Raw genomic sequence first — 17820 nt, forward strand, 5'->3', positions numbered from 1 at the left:
CTGACGTGGGACGCTTTTCTCTTCTGCCCCTGTTCCCTGCGCCTTGAGATTATGCGTGGCGGTAAGAGGCGGCCGGATTCTCATCAGTCAGCCGTCTGAAGTGGCTGTATCGATAACGGGTGCCTTTGTCGGACGCAACGCGGAGGGGCGTTCATGGCGGTCAGATCGGAAGTGCGCCGGAAACAGGGTCAGATCGGAAAGGCGCTTAAACCTTCCCTGGACGCTCGGCCCACGCCCTCCCTGGCGTGGGACGCTTTCCTCTTCTGCCCCTGTTCCCTGCGCCTTGAGATTATGCGTGGCGGTAAGAGGCGGCCGGATTCGCATCCTCTTTTCTGCAGGCGAAAAAAAACCTGTCTTTTCAGACAGGTTTCTTAAATATGGTCGGCGAGAGAGGATTCGAACCTCCGACCCACTGGTCCCAAACCAGTTGCGCTACCAAGCTGCGCTACTCGCCGATGGGGGCGCATGTTACTGCTACCCCCGAACAGCGTCAACCGCTTTTTGAGCTTTTGCCGCCGATCGCCTGGAAAGCACGCGGTTAACGGGTTTAAGCCGCCTGCCGCAGACTTTTCATTCTCTGCTACAGCGACTTAGCCTCACTCTTAGCCGGTGCCTGACACCAGTTATTGGCCGGGTTGATGCCTCCATCTGGCGAGGTATATCCCAGACAACCCAGGATGGTATCAAACAGCTCAACATGGCGATGGGTACGTCCTACGCGCTGCTGCGCCTGCAGACGCTCAAAGTTGCTGCGGTTCTGGCTGTCTTCCAGATATTTATCGGACGCCCAGACCATCATTGGCACCCGAAACTGCTCAGGGGGGGCCATCTCACGCGGCGTGCCGTGCAGATGCATATTCTCGCTGATCGACTCACCGTGATCGGCCGCATAGAAGACGATCGCCTTCTTATCGCGCAGCTGATCCAGCACGCTGTCCAGCATGCTGTCGACATACAGCACCGAGTTATCATAAGCATTGATCAACTGCGCTTTACTGCAGGTCTCATCCACGCCCATACATTCCGGCTGATATTTCGCGAAACTGCGCGGATAACGCTGCGAATAGAGATAGTGCGACCCTTTGGTGTGCAGCACCACCAGATGCTTGCCTTTCGGGAAACGATCCAGTGACGCTTTCATCTCCGGCACCAGCAGCATGTCATCGACCGCTTTACCCTGATTGCGCTTCTCTGAACCAATCTGCTCACGGAAAGCGAAGTTATTGGCATTCACGTTATCGTAAAACCAGACCTCGCTCTGCATCGCAAACAGTTCTGAGGTAAAGCCCAGCTCTTTCATCACCGCAAACACGTTCTGCTCTTTCAGCGTACGTCCCGGATTATCCATGGTGCCGCCTTCGCGCACGAACATGCAGCGCAGCGAGAGTTTGGTCGCGGTATCACAGGACTCACCCCGGAAGGCCACCAGGTTCTTCTCTTTGGACAGCTTCGGCGTGGTATCACGCTCATAGCCCAGCATGCCCATGTGATCCCAGCGCGTGGTTTCGCCAATCACAAACACCACATAGGTATCGTCCAGCCCGGCAGGCGCAACATAGGTAAACTTCTTCGCCGGGTCGAGCAGCTCCTCGCTTTTGAGAGACTCATCCACGCGGGTCCACGCAAACAGCCCGACCGCCGCCAGCCAGTTAGACGGCAGATAGGAGTGCGCCACCACCCCGCCGTAGCTCGGCAGATCGACATTGGTGATCTCTTCATTGTGCTTCTGCAGCTTGTCGAAAAACCGGATCGGCAGCCAGACCAGCGCGACACAGAGCAGCATGATCAGGGTTGGTTTCAGGCGCTGCCCCGGCGTCCGCAGCTGTTCATTCAGCGTCATGCTCAGCCGGTTACGCCAGATCATCAGCAGCGGTAACGCACTGACCAGCACCATCCACAGGATGAAATGATAGCCCACGACCTCTTTAGAGAGATCGGTGTCGGTCGTCATCACCGACGCCACGATGCCGTAACCAATCACGACGTTAAAAAACGCCATGTAATAGGCCGCGGCGACAGAAATCAGCACGATCAACGTGGCCAGCACGCGATAAAACCACTTTCCTCCCAGCGACAGCAGGCGCATCAGGAAGAACGTCAGCAGCACAATGGCGACCACCTCGGTGACGGCAGTCAGCCAGTTCGTTATCGTAGAATGGCTGAGAAAACCATCAAAACGGCGATAGAAAATCGGTAAATTCAGTAAGATACCGAGGTAGAGCGCCAGCAAGAGCGATAACTTTTGCTGAGACAGGGTTTTAATATAATTCATGAAAAAAGGTGTTTCTCCGGAGTGAAGCGCTTGACCAAATCTTTTTATGTGACTACCGAAACGCGACAGAGTTCGCCGAATAAGCGGACCGGACAAAGATGAAGGAAAATTCTGAACGGGCTAACAGGCTGTAACGCGAGGTGGCTCAGTAAAGCATGGCCGCCTTCATCAGGCCAGAAAATAATCACTGATAACCCGATTAGTGCTTTTTTTTGATACACGAGAGGGCGGGCGAGGAGATGGCCGCAGCGCGCAGCAGAAAAGAAGCGGGCCTGTATATCAGGCCCGCAGCACACTTAGCAGATGATATTCAGCGTGACGTCAATGTTGTTGCGGGTCGCGTTTGAGTAAGGGCAGACAATGTGTGCCGCATCCACCAGCTTCTGCGCTTCAGCTTCATCCATGCCAGGCAGATGAATATTCAGGGTCGCTTCAATACCAAAACCGTTGGGAATAGGACCGATCCCGACTTCACCTTCGATCCACGCATCTTTCGGCATGGTGATTTTGTCGCGGCCGGCAACAAACTTCATCGCGCCGATGAAGCAGGCAGAGTAACCCGCCGCAAACAGCTGCTCAGGGTTAGTCACTTCGCCGCCTGCACCGCCCATCTCTTTTGGCACGCCCAGTTTCACGTCCAGCACACCATCAGAAGAGGTTGCACGACCATCACGACCACCGGTTGCTTTGGCTTTGGCGCGGTAAACCACTTGTTCTAAAGACATGACATTTCTCCGTTACGCTATTTAATCGCCCGCTACTTATTTAGCCGTAACCGGGCGGTGAGGTTCAGTGGGTGCGGCGCACCCAACCGCAATCTTTATCGGGACTGGTTCAGGTTGTCGCGCAACCCATCCAGTTGTAATTTCAGGGCCAGCAGGGCCTCATCTTCACAGGCCGTGGCACATTTAACGGCGTCTGGGATGGTCTCAGCCCTGGCGCGCAGCGCCCGGCCGTCCTCCGTCAGCGTCACCGCAACCTGCCGCTCATCCTGACGGGTGCGCTGCCGGTTAATCAGACCTGCGCTCTCCAGCCGCTTCAGCAAAGGCGTTAAGGTGGCCGAGTCTAAAAAGAGCTGCTCGCCAATCTCCGAGACCGTGACATCATCTTTCTGCCACAGCACCAGCATCACCAGATATTGCGGATAGGTAATATCGAGCTGGCTCAGCAGCTGGCGATAGACTTTGCTCATCGCCAGGTTGGCAGAATAAAGCGCAAAGCAGAGCTGCTGATCGACCAACAGTGGCATCGGTTTCACTTTTTTGTCATCTTGATCACTGTTCATACTGATGAATATAGATAGTGCGCTAGATAATTGCAAGCAAACTTTTGGCCAGGGGGAAAAGCATGCAGGATTCACTGGAAGAACAGGCTCGTCGCTTTGCCACCGAGGCACATGCCGGGGCCGGTCAGCGCCGCAAATATACCGATGAGCCATACATCGTTCATCCGGCTGCGGTCGCAGAGCTGGTGCGCAGCGTCAGTCACGACGAGGCGCTCTTAGCGGCGGCCTGGCTGCACGACACGGTGGAGGATACCGCCACGACGCAACAGGATATCGAAGCGCATTTTGGTCAGCGTGTGGCCAGTCTGGTGGAGATGCTGACCGACAGCGCCCCCGCCACCGCAAAGAACCGCGCCGCCCGTAAAGTGGCGCACTTCCGCCACACCGCCAGCGCCAGTCCCGAGGCGCAGACCATCAAACTGGCGGACATCATCGACAACACCCGCGCGATCGTCCGTTTCGATCCCGATTTTGCACGGATTTACCTGGTAGAAAAACAGATTCAGATCGCCTTACTGAAACAGGGTGATGCGCAGCTATGGCAGCAGGCTTCGACGATTATCGAAAGCGGGCTGGCCCAGCTGCGGGAGCCGCCCTACAGCGTGCCGGAGAGCTGGTTTACCAGGCAGGCGGCGAAATACAGCGCCTGACGCCCATAAAAAAACCCGCCAGCGGCGGGTTTCTTCCTGCTGCCTGATCACTCAAGCAACTGCCGTCCCAGATACGGGTTAGCATGTAATAATTTCATCAGTTTCTGCGCCGTCGCGGAAGGACGGGTACGGCGGGCTTCCCAGCTTTTCACGGAAGAAACGCTCACGCCCATTACCTTTGCAAACTCATCAACCTGCATGCCGGTCATTTCACGCAGACGCTGCGGTTCTGGCTGGGCGGGTTGCTGACGCTGAATGAGTAACTCGGCGGCGCGATCATCACGTGTCAAAACAATCTGCTCAAGGCTGCTGAGCAATTCAAACATCGGGTCTTTTAATTCCATAGAGAACTCCTTAAAACTCACTATGAAGCACGTGAAAGTAGAGAGGTACGAGCCTGAAGTCAGGACTCTGAAACCGGGCCTGTTCCAGGCTGGATCCCGCAAGGGTTTGTTTTTGTTATGAGAGAAACCATTACGGGACACAGCCTGCGGTGCATTTCTAAAAGTTGTCAGATCAATGCAACAAATGCCGGGAGACTAAGTATGGATAGAGACCTGACGATTTGCCGCGCAATTTATAATTATTTTTTTAACTATGGTTTGCCGGAAAAATTCCAGCGCCTCTAACGTGCTGAGGCAGCTGATTTTTGTGCCCTCATAGCGGGCAAAAAAATCAATGTGTGTTTGCGAATTGTGTGGATGCCATCATGCTTTTTACCGGCATCTTCTCATTTCTGTGAGGTGCTGCACCTCTGCAGGTAGTGAGTGCAAAATATACGCCAATGGTTTACTTCCTGAACACTTATATTCATCTTTCTAATTAAAATAAGAATAATCCTGGCATGACCTTCAGCGCTGCCGCGCGTCGGCTCACGGTGCAGAGCGGGAAAATCCGTTAATCTGAGTGCTGTTTTTTCAGCAGATTATTGAACAGCGGCCTTTAAGAAACGGCAGACGCCTCATTCCGGTGCGTTTATGCCATTCACGCCTGACGTCATGCGCGACAAAAGTGCACTCCCTGAGTGGTGCGCAGACGGCGGGCCAGACACCGGATCCCGGCAAGGAAAAGCGATGCGTGAAACAGATTTTAATGTCGCCTACCCCTCTCATCGCGTCTCGATGATGGGACGTAACGCGGTGGCGACGTCACAACCGCTGGCGGCACAGGCAGGCCTGCGTATGCTGCAACAGGGTGGCAACGCGGTAGATGCAGCGATCGCCACGGCTATCGCCCTCACCGTCCTGGAGCCGACCGGAAACGGCATCGGCAGTGATGCATTTGCGATCGTCTGGGACGGCAGTGAGCTGCATGGGCTCAATGCGTCAGGTCGTGCCCCGGCCGCCTGGCATCCCGGCCGCTTCGCCGCGTTTGACACCATGCCGGAAACCGGCTGGGAGTCAGTGACCGTACCTGGCGCGGTGTCGGCATGGGTCTCACTGGCGCAGCGCTTCGGCACCCTGCCGCTCACTACCCTGGCGCAACCGGCAATCGGGTATGCGCGCGACGGTTTTCCGGTCTCGCCGCTGATTGGTCAGCTGTGGCAGCGCGGCTACGACAAACTGCGGGATCAGCCGGGCTTCAGCGACTGTTTTGCGCCGCAGGGCCGCCCGCCGCAGGCGGGGGAACTGTTCCGCAACCCGGCGCAGGCCGCCACGCTGCAGGAGATCGCTGAAACCCAGGGCGAGAGCTTCTATCGTGGCGCGCTGGCGCAGAAGATGGCGGCCTTCGCCCATGAGCATGGCGCTGCCCTGACGCTGGAGGATTTGAAAAACCATCGTGCCGACTGGGTAACCCTGCTGTCGCATCCGTTCGCCGGTGGATCGGTACAGGAGTTGCCGCCTAACGGCCAGGGCATCGCGACCCTGATCGCGCTGGGCATTCTGGAAGAGTGGGAGATCAACCGCTATGCACCCGATTCACCGCAGTGGCTGCATCTCTCCATTGAGGCGATGAAGCTGGCACTGGTCGATCTCGAACGCTATGTCACTGATGAAGATCACCTGGAATTTCCGGCGGCGCTGCTGCTGAGCCGGGACTATCTTCGCCAGCGGGCCGCGTTAATCGATCCTGACAGCGCGGGCGATTTCCGCTTTGGCTCGCCGCAGCAAAGCGGCACTGTCTACGTGGCCACCGGTGACAGCCAGGGAATGATGGTCTCCTTCATTCAGTCCAACTATATGGGCTTTGGCTCCGGCGTGGTGGTTCCCGGCACCGGCATCAGCCTGCAGAATCGCGGCGCGGGCTTCTCATGCGATCCGACCCATCCCAACGTGGTGGCTGGTGGTAAGCGCCCGTTCCATACCATCATTCCCGCCTTTGCGCAGGATCCGCAGGGCCAGCCGCTGATGGCGTTTGGCGTGATGGGTGGCCCGATGCAGGCCCAGGGGCACGTTCAGCTGGCGCTGCGTATCATGCTGCACGGACAGAATCCCCAGGCCGCGATTGATGCACCGCGCTGGCGGGTGGTACAGGGGCGCGAGGTGGTCTTTGAATCCACCCTCGATCGCAACACCCTGAGTACCCTGCGCCGCATGGGCCACAACGTGGTGCTGGAAGATCCGCTGAGCAACTACAACTTCGGCGGCGCGCAGGTGATAGTGCGCGATCCTCAGGGGTTCTATATTGCGGCCAGTGAAAGCCGGAAAGATGGGCAGGCCGTGGTGTTTTAAGGCCGCCGTCATGAAAACGCCGCCCGGAGAGGGGGACGCCAGCCGGCAATGCCGGGTGCACCGCCGCGCCGCCGATCCTGCTCTGCCACCGCCATTTCAGAAAGCACCTGTTTTAGCGGTGGTTTCGCATTGTGCCGTGGCGCGGGTTTGTTCTATTCTTTAGGCCATTCCTACCTGGACATCAGACAGTATCACCGACAGGAGTTGACCCTATGGCTTCAGGATTTACACGCCTTATGGCACGCGGCGGCATTATGCTCGCTGGCGCGCTGATCGTGCTGCAGCTCACCGCATGTGGTGACAAAGAGGGCGAGCAGCGTAAAGCATTTATCGACTTTCTCCAGAATACCGTGATGCGCAGCGGCGAGCATCTTCCCAGCCTCAGCGAAAACCAGAAGCAGAGCTTTGGCAACTTCGCCAGCGATTACGCCATTCTGTATGGCTTCTCACAGCAGGCGAACAAAGCGGTAGAGCAGGGAATGCGCCCGGTGGTGGATGAGCTTTCCGCGATTCGCGTTCCGCAGGATTATCTCAGCCGTCGTGATTCGCTGCGTCAGGCCAACAGCGCCCTGGTGATTGTCACCCAGCAGATTGAAAGCGCCAAAATGCAGGCAGACAGCAGCAAAGCGGCCCTGAAGCAGTCGGACGACCTGAAAAAAGTCTACGACACCGCCTATAACAAAGTGGTGACAGTGCCCGCCAATCAGCTGATCCCGCTGCTGCCTAAGCTCCAGGCGCTGAGCCAGGGTGCGGTGCAGACCGGCGACTTCCTGCAACTGCAGGGCGCCCGCGTCAGCTTCAACAATGGCGGCGTGCAGTTCCCGACGCAGGATCAGGCCACGCAGTATAACGCGCTGATGAGCACGCTTTCTGCCAACGCCCAGGCACTGCCGCAGGCCCAGGCTGCCGTTCAGGGTGGCATTCAGCAGTAAACCCGCTTTACGGGCAGAGGTCATGTCTCTGCCCCTCTCCTCACGCTTTCTCTTCGCCTTTCCGACCCGCTGAATGAAGTGTGATCTGGCGCATTTTCGACCAAAAATATTTTGTGACTGTCATCACATTTCTATAACAAACCGCCTCTTTCAGGATGTGACGTACATCACAGATACCCGGCTATTCTGACTAAAAATCCGACATAACGGTGGCGATCGGTCGATAAAATGTGATCAGAGTCACGCTAATGCCCCCTGCAGGCCCCCTTAATCAGTGATGCAGATCACACTAATTCCGTGCCCTACGCAGTACCAGATTCGCGTGATAGAGTCCGCGTGCATACAGTAATACCACCGGCTTCGGGTCGGGGTGGCTAAACAAAAACAAACGCGCTCTCCTATTGCAGCGCGTCTCAATAAGGGGTGGGTTTATGTCCTCATCAGTGAAGGTCAAAGTACAGAGCTTTGGTCGCTTTCTGAGTAATATGGTGATGCCAAACATCGGGGCGTTTATCGCCTGGGGTATCATCACCGCACTGTTTATTCCAACAGGCTGGATCCCGAACGAAACGCTGGCCAAACTGGTCGGCCCGATGATCACTTACCTGCTGCCGCTGCTGATCGGTTTCACCGGCGGACGTCTGGTGGGCGGAGATCGCGGCGGCGTGGTCGGTGCCATCACCACGATGGGTGTCATCGTCGGTGCAGATATGCCGATGTTCCTGGGTGCGATGATTGCCGGTCCGCTGGGTGGCTGGGCCATTAAGTCGTTCGACCGGGCAATTGACGGCAAAATCAAAAGCGGCTTCGAGATGCTGGTGAACAACTTCTCGGCCGGTATTATCGGGATGGTGCTGGCCCTGCTGGCATTCCTGGCCATTGGCCCGCTGGTTGAAGGTCTGTCGCACATTCTGGCGGCGGGCGTGAACCTGATGGTGCAGAACAACCTGCTGCCGCTGACCTCGATCTTCGTGGAACCGGCGAAAATCCTGTTCCTGAATAACGCCATTAACCACGGTATCTTCTCACCGCTCGGCATCCAGCAGGCGAGTGAAGCGGGTAAATCGATCTTCTTCCTGATTGAAGCGAACCCGGGCCCGGGCATGGGCGTGCTGATGGCCTACATGTTCTTTGGCCGTGGCAGTGCAAAACAGTCTGCGGGCGGTGCCGCCATTATCCACTTCCTGGGCGGCATCCATGAGATCTACTTCCCCTACGTGCTGATGGCGCCTCGTCTGCTGCTGGCCGTGATCCTGGGCGGGATGACCGGCGTCTTCACGCTGACCGTCCTGAACGGCGGCCTGGTCTCTCCGGCGTCACCGGGTTCTATCCTGGCGGTGCTGGCGATGACGCCAAAAGGCGCCTACTTCGCGAACGTCGCCGCTATCGCAGCCGCCTTTGCCGTCTCCTTCGTGGTTTCCGCTATCCTGCTGAAAACCAGCAAAGTAAAAGAAGATGACGACATCGAAGCCGCGACCCAGCGCATGCATGACATGAAAGCGCAGTCCAAAGGCCAGAGCGCACCCGGTGCGGCGATCGCCAGCGACGCCATGAGCGTGGACCTGCATCACGTGCGCAAAATCATTGTCGCCTGCGATGCCGGTATGGGTTCCAGCGCCATGGGCGCAGGCGTGCTGCGTAAGAAAGTGCAGGATGCCGGTCTGAGCAATGTCTCGGTGACCAATACCGCGATCAACGCCCTGCCCGGTGATGTCGATCTGGTAATTACGCATCGCGACCTGACCGAACGCGCAATCCGCCAGGCACCGCACGCGCAGCATATTTCGCTGAATAACTTCCTCGACAGCGCGCTCTACAGCACCCTGACCGAACGTCTGGTGGCGGCTAACCGCAGTGATGCGCATCGCGAAACCGTGAAAACGACGCTGGCCGACAGCTACGATGAAGGTAACGCGCACCTGTTTAAGCTGGGCGCGGATAACGTCTTCCTCGGCCTGACCGCCAGCAACAAAGAGCAGGCGATTCGCTTTGCCGGTGAACAGCTGGTGAAAGGCGGCTACGTCGAGCCGGAGTATGTTGAAGCGATGCTGGCGCGTGAAAAACTGACCCCGACCTATCTCGGTGAGTCAATTGCGGTGCCGCACGGCACGGTGGAAGCCAAAGATCGCGTGCTGAAAACCGGCGTGGTGTTCTGCCAGTATCCGGCAGGCGTCCTGTTCGGTGAAGAGCCGGAGGATGTGGCGCGTCTGGTCATCGGCATTGCAGCCCGCAATAACGAGCACATCCAGGTGATCACCAGCCTCACCAATGCGCTGGATGATGACAGCGTGATCGAGAAGCTGGCGAACACCAGCAACGTGCAGGAAGTGCTGGATCTGCTGTCAGGCAAACCTGCCATCGCATAATGTGGTGATATTTTCCCTGGGGCGGTCATGCCCGTCCCGATTTTCCGGGGCGGGTTTGCCCGCCCCATCGTCATTTGATATGGGTCAAAAATTATGAAAGCGTTACATTTCGGAGCAGGAAACATCGGTCGCGGCTTTATCGGCAAATTACTGGCTGATGCCGGTATCGAACTGGTTTTTGCCGATGTGAATCAGACGGTGCTGGATGCACTGAACGCGCGTCATGAGTATCCCGTTCATGTGGTTGGCGAACAGGCCAGAACAGAAATCGTGACCGGCGTCAGCGCCGTGAACAGCACCAGTGAGGCGATCGTCACCCTGGTGTCTGAGGTCGATCTGGTGACCACCGCCGTGGGCCCGCAGATCCTGGAGCGCATTGCCGGCAGCGTGGCGAAAGGGCTGGCTAAACGCAGCGATGACGGCACGACCCGTCCGCTGAATATCATCGCCTGTGAGAATATGGTGCGCGGCACCAGTCAGCTGAAACAGCATGTCCTGAAGGCGCTGCCTGAGCAGTATCACGCCTGGCTGGAGCAGCACGTCGGCTTTGTGGATTCCGCCGTCGACCGCATCGTGCCACCTACGGAAGCGGGCAGCAGCGATCCGCTGGAAGTCACCGTTGAAACCTTCAGCGAGTGGATTGTCGACAAAACCCAGTTTAAAGGCGACCTGCCGACCATCCCCGGCATGGAGCTGACCGACAACCTGATGGCCTTTGTTGAACGCAAGCTCTTCACCCTGAACACCGGCCACGCGATTACCGCCTACCTTGGCCAGCTGGCCGGTCATCAGACCATTCGTGACGCCATTCTGGACGAAAAAATCCGGGCCGTGGTGAAAGGCGCGATGGAGGAGAGCGGCGCGGTGCTGATCCAGCGTTACGGTTTCGACGCGGAGAAACATGCGGCCTACATCCGCAAAATCCTGGGCCGTTTCGAAAACCCTTACCTGAAAGATGATGTTGAGCGCGTAGGCCGTCAGCCGCTGCGTAAACTGAGTGCGGGCGATCGCCTGATCAAGCCGACCCTGGGCACGCTGGAGTATGGTCTGCCGCACGCCAGCCTGGTGCAGGGGATTGCGGCCGCGATGCACTATCGCAGCGATCAGGACCCGCAGGCGCAGGAGCTGGCCGCGCTGCTGGCAGAAAAGGGCCCACGGGCGACGCTGGCTGAGATTTCCGGTCTGGATGCCGACAGCGAAGTGGTGGCTTCTGTGGTGAGCGCCTGGCACGCTATGGCATAATGCGCGCGTGTCAGTGACGCAAGCCGGGCGCAGTACGCCTGCGCCCAACGGCGGTATTAAACCCATGCAGGCAATAATGGAAGAGAAGCAAGCTTTTGAGAACCGGGTGCTTGAGCGCCTGAACGCCGGTCGTTCGGTGAGAAGCTTTCTTATCGCCGCCGTTGAGCTATTGGCTGAAGCGGTCAATCTGCTGGTGCTGCAGGTGTTCCGCAAAGATGACTATGCGGTGAAATATGCGGTGGAGCCGCTGCTGCTGGGCGATGGGCCGCTGGGCGAACTCTCGGTTCGTCTGAAGCTGGTTTATGGCCTGGGGGTCATCAGCCGGCACGAATATGAAGATGGTGAACTGCTGCTGGCGCTGCGCGAAGAGCTGAATCACGATACCGCCGACTACCGCTTTACCGACGATGAAATCCTCGGCCCGTTTGGTGAGCTGCACTGCGTCACCGCCTGGCCGCCAGCCCCGGTATTTCACACCGACGATGCGGAGCTGCGCAGTATGCAGCAGCAGCGCTATCTGCAGATGGTGCGATCCACCATGGTCCTGTCGCTTACCGAACTGATCGCCCGCATCAGCATCCGGCAGGCGTTTAAAAAGTCCGGCAGCTAATCCCGTCAGGCGCCCTTTCCGGCGCCTTTTTTGTCTTACGCTGAGCGGGAACCTGCACCCGATTTGGTGTATCCTTAGCCTGTTTTCCTCAACGAGTTGTTGTCATGAAAGAGCAAGAAAAGAACGAAATCAAACTTCTCAGCGATAAGCTGGACGCACTGAACCGCAAAGAGCCGCAGTTACTGGAGTCGGGTGACACCGAGAAACTGGGCGCGTTGCTGAAAGAGAAAGAAACGCTGGTCACGGAGATCGAGCGTCTGCGCAATCAGCGGGTTGAAAAGCTGAGTGCCGAAGCGCAGAAGCTGCAGAAAATGGGCTTCAGCCGCGAAATTACCAAAAAAGAGCAGGCTAATCTGGGCGCGCTGAAGAAAAGCGTGCGCGGCCTGGTGGTGGTGCATCCAATGACCGCGCTGGGACGTGAAATGGGCCTGAAAGTGATGACCGGCTTCGCCCGAACCGCCTTCTGAAGCGTCGATCAGGCAGCCGCCTGATCGACATCGGCTTTGCGTTCGCCCGCGGCGGCACAGACCTGTTCCGCCAGCGCATCCAGCAGTTCATAGCGACGGCGATACTCTGCGCGCTTCTTGCTGGCGATCTCCTCCAGCGTTTTGCGCGGCAGGCTCAGCGGCAGGGTAAACATCCCGTCACTGCGCGCCTCTCCACTCAGCGACAGCCAGAATTCACTGTAGCTGGCAAAGAACTTATCCCCTTTGCTGTGGCGATAGCGCAGGCTGCGGAATACGTGTGTCTCATCGCCCACCGCCAGAATCTTCTCAACACCGCACTGTTTCGCAACAATAAACACCGCTTCCATTAACAAACGTTTCGGGAAGAGACCCTGCGCGGCTTTTGTCGCCTCGCGGATCACTTCATTATTGATATGTTTCCGTGGCCCCTGTAATCCGCCAATTAATAAGGTGCGCTGGTTATTCTCATTAAGAATAGAAAATGAGAGCGACGCGATGATTTCATCGTTATAACGCAACACCAGCGTCACTTCGCCTTCACGGTCGAAATAACCTGAGCTGCAGGAGAGTAAAAAGGCTTCGCCGTTTTTACCGGTCAGCGCAGCCAGCGGATTATCGGTGGCGCTCTGCAGCAGCTGACGCAGCGCTGGATTTTCCAGGTTATTCATCAGGGTATAATGATCGAGAATCGCCTGCGCACGCGCAGCAATGCTCAGCCCGGAACGCAGATAAGGCCGGTGCAGCTTGGCGGGCAGCAGGCCCTGAGTGCTCATCAGCAGAGGCAGTTGCGGCAGACGCGACAGGGCATCCAGATAATGCAGCGTCGTCAGTGGCGATATTAAGGTCCTTAAGACAAATTTCATCCGGAACCGTTTACTTATCCAGAGTTTATCCGGAACGTATTTGCCACTAATTAACTGAAAAAAAAGTGAAGCAGAGGAATCTGTTGTAGTTTCGTGAGTAGTTATAATTGACATAGTCAGCGACACACAGTGGGTTAAGCAGGATTGTCACTGAAAATAACATAGCCAATATCAACGGCAGGTTAATGCAGAATAACATTAAAACTGATTTATGAAGATTTCTGGTTCCATCTGGGAATGCGCAATATAAAGATAAAAAAAACCGGCGAAATAGATTTCACCGGTCAGGCGGTTAACGCGGGATTAACTTACTGTGCTGCTGCGAAGCGGGCTGCTGCTTCGTCCCAGTTAACCACGTTCCAGAACGCTTTGATGTAGTCAGGACGCTTGTTCTGATATTTCAGGTAGTAAGCGTGTTCCCACACATCCAGACCGATGATCGGGAAGCCCGATACGCCGGCAACGGCTTCACCCATCAGCGGGTTATCCTGGTTTGCGGTAGAGACCACAGCCAGCTTGTCACCTTTCTTAACCAGCCACGCCCAGCCTGAACCGAAACGGGTCGCTGCGGCTTTCTCGAACTCTTCCTGGAATTTTTCCACGCTGCCGAAATCTTTCTCGATAGCCGCTTTCAGGTCGCCCTGCAGGGTGGTGCCGGTTTTCAGGCCTTTCCAGAACAGGCTGTGGTTCGCGTGACCGCCTGCGTTGTTGCGCAGTGGGCCTTTTTTGTCTGCTGGCAGCTGATCCAGTTTGGTGATCAGCTCATCGACCGGCAGATCGGCAAATTCAGTGCCTTCCAGCGCCGCGTTGGCGTTGTTCACATAGGTCTGGTGATGTTTAGTGTGATGGATTTCCATCGTCTGCTTGTCGAAATGCGGTTCCAGTGCGTCGTATGCGTAAGGCAGGGATGGCAGTGAATAACTCATGTTCTTCCTCTCCATTTAATATGAGCAGCACGACGAATTCGGGACGTGCCGCGTAAGCAGTCGAATCATTATAGTTAAATTCATGTAGCGTAAAAGGGTAATCAATGCCCTAATAACAATAAGGATTTGCGAAACCCGGCAAAAGCAACCCGTTGTTTTTACAGCGGGCAGCGGTCCGCACTGCCTTTGCCGGTTAGATCGCCCCGCCGCGTCTGCGGGCGCGCCATCGGCCCGAATGCCGCGCCTGCCCTGCCCTGCGCCCTACCGGCCCAGCGCGCGCAATGCGCTGTCGAGTGCCCCCACCAGCCAGTCGATGTCGCTTTCCTGGAAAGCCAGAGGCGGGCGCAGTTTCAGTACATTCCCATAGGGGCCGGCGACCGAGGTCAGCACGCGATGTTCACGCAGCTTCTCAATCAGATCCAGCGCCAGCGTCTTGTCCGGCGTTTTGCTGTGACGATCGGTGACCAGTTCAAAGCCGATAAACAGCCCGGCACCGCGCACATCCCCCACGCACTCATAGCGATCCATCAGCGTCCGCAGCTCAGCCAGCAGCTTCGCCCCGACCACGCGGCTGTGTTCCTGTAATCCCTCTTCGGTGATCACTTTCAGCACCGCCTGCGCCGCCGCCATCGCGACCGGGTTGCCGCCAAAGGTATTGAAGTAAGGAATCGAGTCGCTGAAGGCGGCCAGCACCTCGCTTTTTGCCAGCAGTCCGGAGACCGGAATGCCGTTGCCCATCGGCTTGCCGGTGGTGATCAGATCGGGCACCACATCGTGACGGCCAAAGCCCCAGAACGCATCGCCGGTGCGGCCAAAGCCTGGCTGAACTTCATCGGCAATAAAGATACCGCCGTTGGCATGCACCACCTCGACGGCTTTTTTCAGGAAGCCGCGCGGGTCGGGCAGGACGCCGTCCGACGAGAAGATCGAATCCGCCAGGAATCCGGCAAACTTAATGCCGTGCGCGGCCATATCATCAATCTGCTGCTGAATCTGGCTGGCGAACCAGTCGCCCAGATCCGGGGCATCCACGCGATAAGCATCCGGCGGCATCACCAGTCGGGTGGTTGGTGCCAGCGGCTGCCCGCTGCCCAGCGCCGGAGAGGCGCCGGAGGTCAGCTCGCTGGTGCCGTGATAGGCCTCTTTACTGACGATAATCCCGGTGCCGCCGCTGAAGGCGCGCGCCACGCGGATCGCCAGATCGTTGGCTTCCGATCCGGTACACATATACATCGCGCGATCGATCGCCGCCGGCGTCGTCGCCAGCAGCGCCTCGCTGTAGTCGAGGATATTTTCATGCAGGTAACGGGTGTGAGTGTTCAGCATTTTCATCTGCTGCGTCACCGCCTCAATCACAGCCGGATGGCAGTGACCAATGCTGGCTACGTTGTTGTAGACATCGAGATATTTATCGCCCGCCGCATCCCACAGATACTGCCCCTCCCCCCGCACCAGATGAACCGGCTTGCGATAGAACAGGCGATAGGATTCGCCAAGCACTTTGCTGCGTTTATCGGTCAGCTTACGCGTGTCGCTGTCCAGCGCAGCGGCATGTTCGGCACGAAAACTGTTGGTATCCATAATGGTGGAACGCGTGGCCATAATTGACTCCGGTTTCAGGGATAAAGGGGAAGAGCGGATGCTCTTATCATGCCTGCCTGCGCTGAAAATGCAACAAAATACACAAATGCAATAAAATACACATGACGGCGGCAAGGAGTCGCGCTAAGCTGGCCCCCGATTCAGACGGACGCCTGCGCCTGACTGGCGTATTATCCGTGCTCTTCGCGCTTTATAAGGAAACCACTATGCTGCAGGAAATGCGTCTTCACCGTATCCGTGCCTTACTGACCCGGCTTAACCAGGTGAGTACTGAACGCATTGTCAGGGAGCTGGAGGTGTCACGCGAGACCGCGCGTCGGGACATGATTGAGCTGGAAGCGCTGGGACTGGCGCGCCGGGTTCACGGCGGGCTGGTCGCGCTGGAAACCCCAGCCGAACCGCCGCTGACCGAACGCCGCAGCCAGCAGACCCGTGAAAAACGCGCCATCGCCCGCGCCGCCGCGCAGCTGCTGCAGCCCGGACAGACGCTGTTCCTGGACGCGGGCAGCACCACCACGTTTCTGGCAGAGGAGCTGCACGCCCTTTCCGGCCTGACGATCCTCACCAACAGCCTGCAGGCGGCGCTGGCCCTGAGCGCCGGAGAAGAAGATCAGACGCTGAACAATCAGATTATTTTGCTGGGCGGGAGCATGTCAGCGGGCGCACAGCAGACACGCGGCGAAATCACCGTTGGCGAAATCATCCGCTACCGTGCCGATATTGCGCTGCTGTCGCCGGTGGGCGTTGAGGCAGATTGCGGGGCCACCAGCTTTCATCTGCACGAAGCGGCGATCGCCCGTGCGATGGTGCAGCAGTCTGCATCCTGCTATCTGCTGGCCGATCACAGCAAGCTGGGCGTGGTCAGTCGAACGGTCTACGCGCCACCGCAGGCGATCTCTCTGCTGATTACCGACGGCGGCGGCGACGGTGCCGCCCTTGCGGCGTTGCAGCAGCAACTGCCGGAGGTGATGGTGGTTTAACGCAGCCGCTGAGGGTGGCTGTAGATGGTGGCCCGGCCGGGTTTGCTGAAGCCGACCAGCGTCAGGTTGCAGCGCTCGGCCACCTCCACCGCCAGGCGGGTCGCCGCCGAAACCGCAAACAGGATTTCCACGCCGCACATGGCGGACTTCTGCACCATTTCATAGCTGGCGCGGCTGGAGACCAGAACCGCGCCCGGCCCCCAGTCGGCCTGGCTGCGATAGCCCAGCAGCTTGTCCAGCGCCACATGGCGCCCCACATCTTCGCAGCCCCCGGCCAGCTGACCGTCGGGCTGGATCCATGCGGCCGCATGGGTACAGCCGGTAAGCTGGCCGACCGGCTGATACGCTTTCAGCTCGCCCAGCGCCCGATCCAGCCTGTCCAGCGCAAAAGTCTGGGTAAAGGGCAGCGGCGAGAGCGGCTTGCCGATCTGTTCCAGCTGTTCAACGCCACAGACGCCACAGCCCGTCCGCCCTGCCAGCGCGCGACGCTGCGCTTTCAGCGCCATAAAACGGCGGCTGGAAAGATCAATCTGCACCTCTATACCGTCGCAGCCCGGCACGATATCCATACCAAAAATGTCGCCGGGCGCATCGATAATGCCCTCAGAGAGCGAAAAGCCCAGCGCAAACGCCTCCAGATCTTTTGGCGTGGTCATCATCACGACGTGAGAGATACCGTTATAGACCAGCGCCACCGGCACTTCGTCCGCCAGCCAGTCTGAACGGGCGGCCGTCAGATCGTCACGCTGCCACACCTGCGTCATGCTGACACCGGCCTGAGTTGTTAAATCTTCGCCTGAGTCAGGCTGGATAGCTTTCAAAAAATATGACCTGTTGTTAATAAATGATGAAATTCAGCGCCGTATTCCGCCGCGTCCTGATTCTGCCTCTAAGCCCCGGGTTGCGCAAATAAACCGCGGGGCAATTCATGCGGTTTTACCGTCGCAGCGGGC

16 protein-coding genes and 1 tRNA gene are annotated in these 17820 nt (G+C 57.6%); 8 read left to right on the plus strand and 9 right to left on the minus strand.

The features are described from left to right. Positions 1-378: 378 nt before the first annotated feature. The 4 genes from J1C59_RS18440 to J1C59_RS18455 form a co-directional block, all read right to left on the minus strand. A tRNA-Pro gene (locus J1C59_RS18440) sits at positions 379-455 on the minus strand. Between the two features lie 125 nt (positions 456-580). Then, positions 581-2272, minus strand: coding sequence for a kdo(2)-lipid A phosphoethanolamine 7''-transferase (eptB, locus tag J1C59_RS18445; protein ID WP_128085907.1), 1692 nt, complete (start codon positions 2270-2272; stop codon positions 581-583). Positions 2273-2568: 296 nt separating this feature from the next. After that, entirely contained in the window at positions 2569-2997 is a 429-nt protein-coding gene (locus tag J1C59_RS18450; RefSeq protein ID WP_128085908.1) for an organic hydroperoxide resistance protein, read from the minus strand. 95 nt (positions 2998-3092) lie between these two features. Continuing rightward, on the minus strand, positions 3093-3557 hold the full coding sequence (locus tag J1C59_RS18455; RefSeq protein ID WP_128085909.1) for a MarR family winged helix-turn-helix transcriptional regulator: 465 nt from the start codon (positions 3555-3557) through the stop codon (positions 3093-3095). A gap of 62 nt (positions 3558-3619) precedes the next feature. Between J1C59_RS18455 and J1C59_RS18460 the strand changes: the two genes are divergently transcribed. After that, a complete protein-coding gene (locus tag J1C59_RS18460) occupies positions 3620-4207 on the plus strand; it encodes an HD domain-containing protein (protein WP_128085910.1) in 588 nt (195 codons plus the stop codon). A 47-nt stretch (positions 4208-4254) separates the two neighbouring features. Here J1C59_RS18460 and J1C59_RS18465 read toward each other — a convergent pair whose 3' ends face one another. Next, on the minus strand, positions 4255-4551 hold the full coding sequence (locus J1C59_RS18465) for an HTH-type transcriptional regulator (RefSeq protein ID WP_010257438.1): 297 nt from the start codon (positions 4549-4551) through the stop codon (positions 4255-4257). Between the two features lie 729 nt (positions 4552-5280). Between J1C59_RS18465 and J1C59_RS18470 the strand changes: the two genes are divergently transcribed. The 6 genes from J1C59_RS18470 to J1C59_RS18495 all read left to right on the plus strand — a co-directional run bounded on the left by J1C59_RS18470 (position 5281) and on the right by J1C59_RS18495 (position 12496). Next, positions 5281-6879 carry a gamma-glutamyltransferase family protein gene (locus tag J1C59_RS18470; protein ID WP_128085911.1) on the plus strand — a complete coding sequence of 533 codons (1599 nt, stop codon included), beginning with the start codon at positions 5281-5283 and terminating at the stop codon, positions 6877-6879. Positions 6880-7091: 212 nt separating this feature from the next. Beyond that, positions 7092-7811: a DUF3053 domain-containing protein gene (locus tag J1C59_RS18475; RefSeq protein WP_128085912.1), complete on the plus strand. Its 720-nt coding sequence runs from the start codon at positions 7092-7094 to the stop codon at positions 7809-7811. Positions 7812-8242: 431 nt separating this feature from the next. Continuing rightward, on the plus strand, positions 8243-10177 hold the full coding sequence (locus J1C59_RS18480; protein WP_128085913.1) for a PTS mannitol transporter subunit IICBA: 1935 nt from the start codon (positions 8243-8245) through the stop codon (positions 10175-10177). Positions 10178-10270: 93 nt separating this feature from the next. Next, entirely contained in the window at positions 10271-11419 is a 1149-nt protein-coding gene (gene mtlD / locus J1C59_RS18485; RefSeq protein WP_128085914.1) for a mannitol-1-phosphate 5-dehydrogenase, read from the plus strand. 64 nt (positions 11420-11483) lie between these two features. Continuing rightward, a complete protein-coding gene (gene mtlR / locus J1C59_RS18490; RefSeq protein ID WP_208721886.1) occupies positions 11484-12029 on the plus strand; it encodes an MltR family transcriptional regulator in 546 nt (181 codons plus the stop codon). A 104-nt stretch (positions 12030-12133) separates the two neighbouring features. Next, the gene (locus tag J1C59_RS18495) at positions 12134-12496 is read left to right on the plus strand and encodes a YibL family ribosome-associated protein (RefSeq protein ID WP_111141311.1); all 363 of its coding nucleotides are present in this window, start codon (positions 12134-12136) and stop codon (positions 12494-12496) included. A gap of 8 nt (positions 12497-12504) precedes the next feature. Here J1C59_RS18495 and J1C59_RS18500 read toward each other — a convergent pair whose 3' ends face one another. The 3 genes from J1C59_RS18500 to J1C59_RS18510 all read right to left on the minus strand — a co-directional run bounded on the left by J1C59_RS18500 (position 12505) and on the right by J1C59_RS18510 (position 15887). Then, positions 12505-13473, minus strand: a complete 969-nt coding sequence (locus J1C59_RS18500; RefSeq protein WP_111141312.1) for a VirK/YbjX family protein — start codon at positions 13471-13473, stop codon at positions 12505-12507. Between the two features lie 194 nt (positions 13474-13667). Beyond that, positions 13668-14285 (minus strand): superoxide dismutase [Mn], encoded by a 618-nt coding sequence (sodA, locus tag J1C59_RS18505; RefSeq protein WP_111141313.1) that lies wholly within the window; start codon positions 14283-14285, stop codon positions 13668-13670. Positions 14286-14546: 261 nt separating this feature from the next. Beyond that, the gene (locus J1C59_RS18510; protein ID WP_140917348.1) at positions 14547-15887 is read right to left on the minus strand and encodes an aspartate aminotransferase family protein; all 1341 of its coding nucleotides are present in this window, start codon (positions 15885-15887) and stop codon (positions 14547-14549) included. A gap of 206 nt (positions 15888-16093) precedes the next feature. On the opposite strand from J1C59_RS18510, the gene J1C59_RS18515 reads away from it, so the two are divergent. Continuing rightward, positions 16094-16867 carry a DeoR/GlpR family DNA-binding transcription regulator gene (locus J1C59_RS18515; protein ID WP_140917347.1) on the plus strand — a complete coding sequence of 258 codons (774 nt, stop codon included), beginning with the start codon at positions 16094-16096 and terminating at the stop codon, positions 16865-16867. Here J1C59_RS18515 and fdhD read toward each other — a convergent pair. Then, positions 16864-17631, minus strand: coding sequence for a formate dehydrogenase accessory sulfurtransferase FdhD (gene fdhD / locus J1C59_RS18520; RefSeq protein ID WP_242281349.1), 768 nt, complete (start codon positions 17629-17631; stop codon positions 16864-16866). The genes J1C59_RS18515 and fdhD overlap by 4 nt on opposite strands. Positions 17632-17820 lie beyond the last annotated feature (189 nt).

This window comes from Pantoea deleyi, from assembly GCF_022647325.1.
Lineage (GTDB): Bacteria > Pseudomonadota > Gammaproteobacteria > Enterobacterales > Enterobacteriaceae > Pantoea > Pantoea deleyi.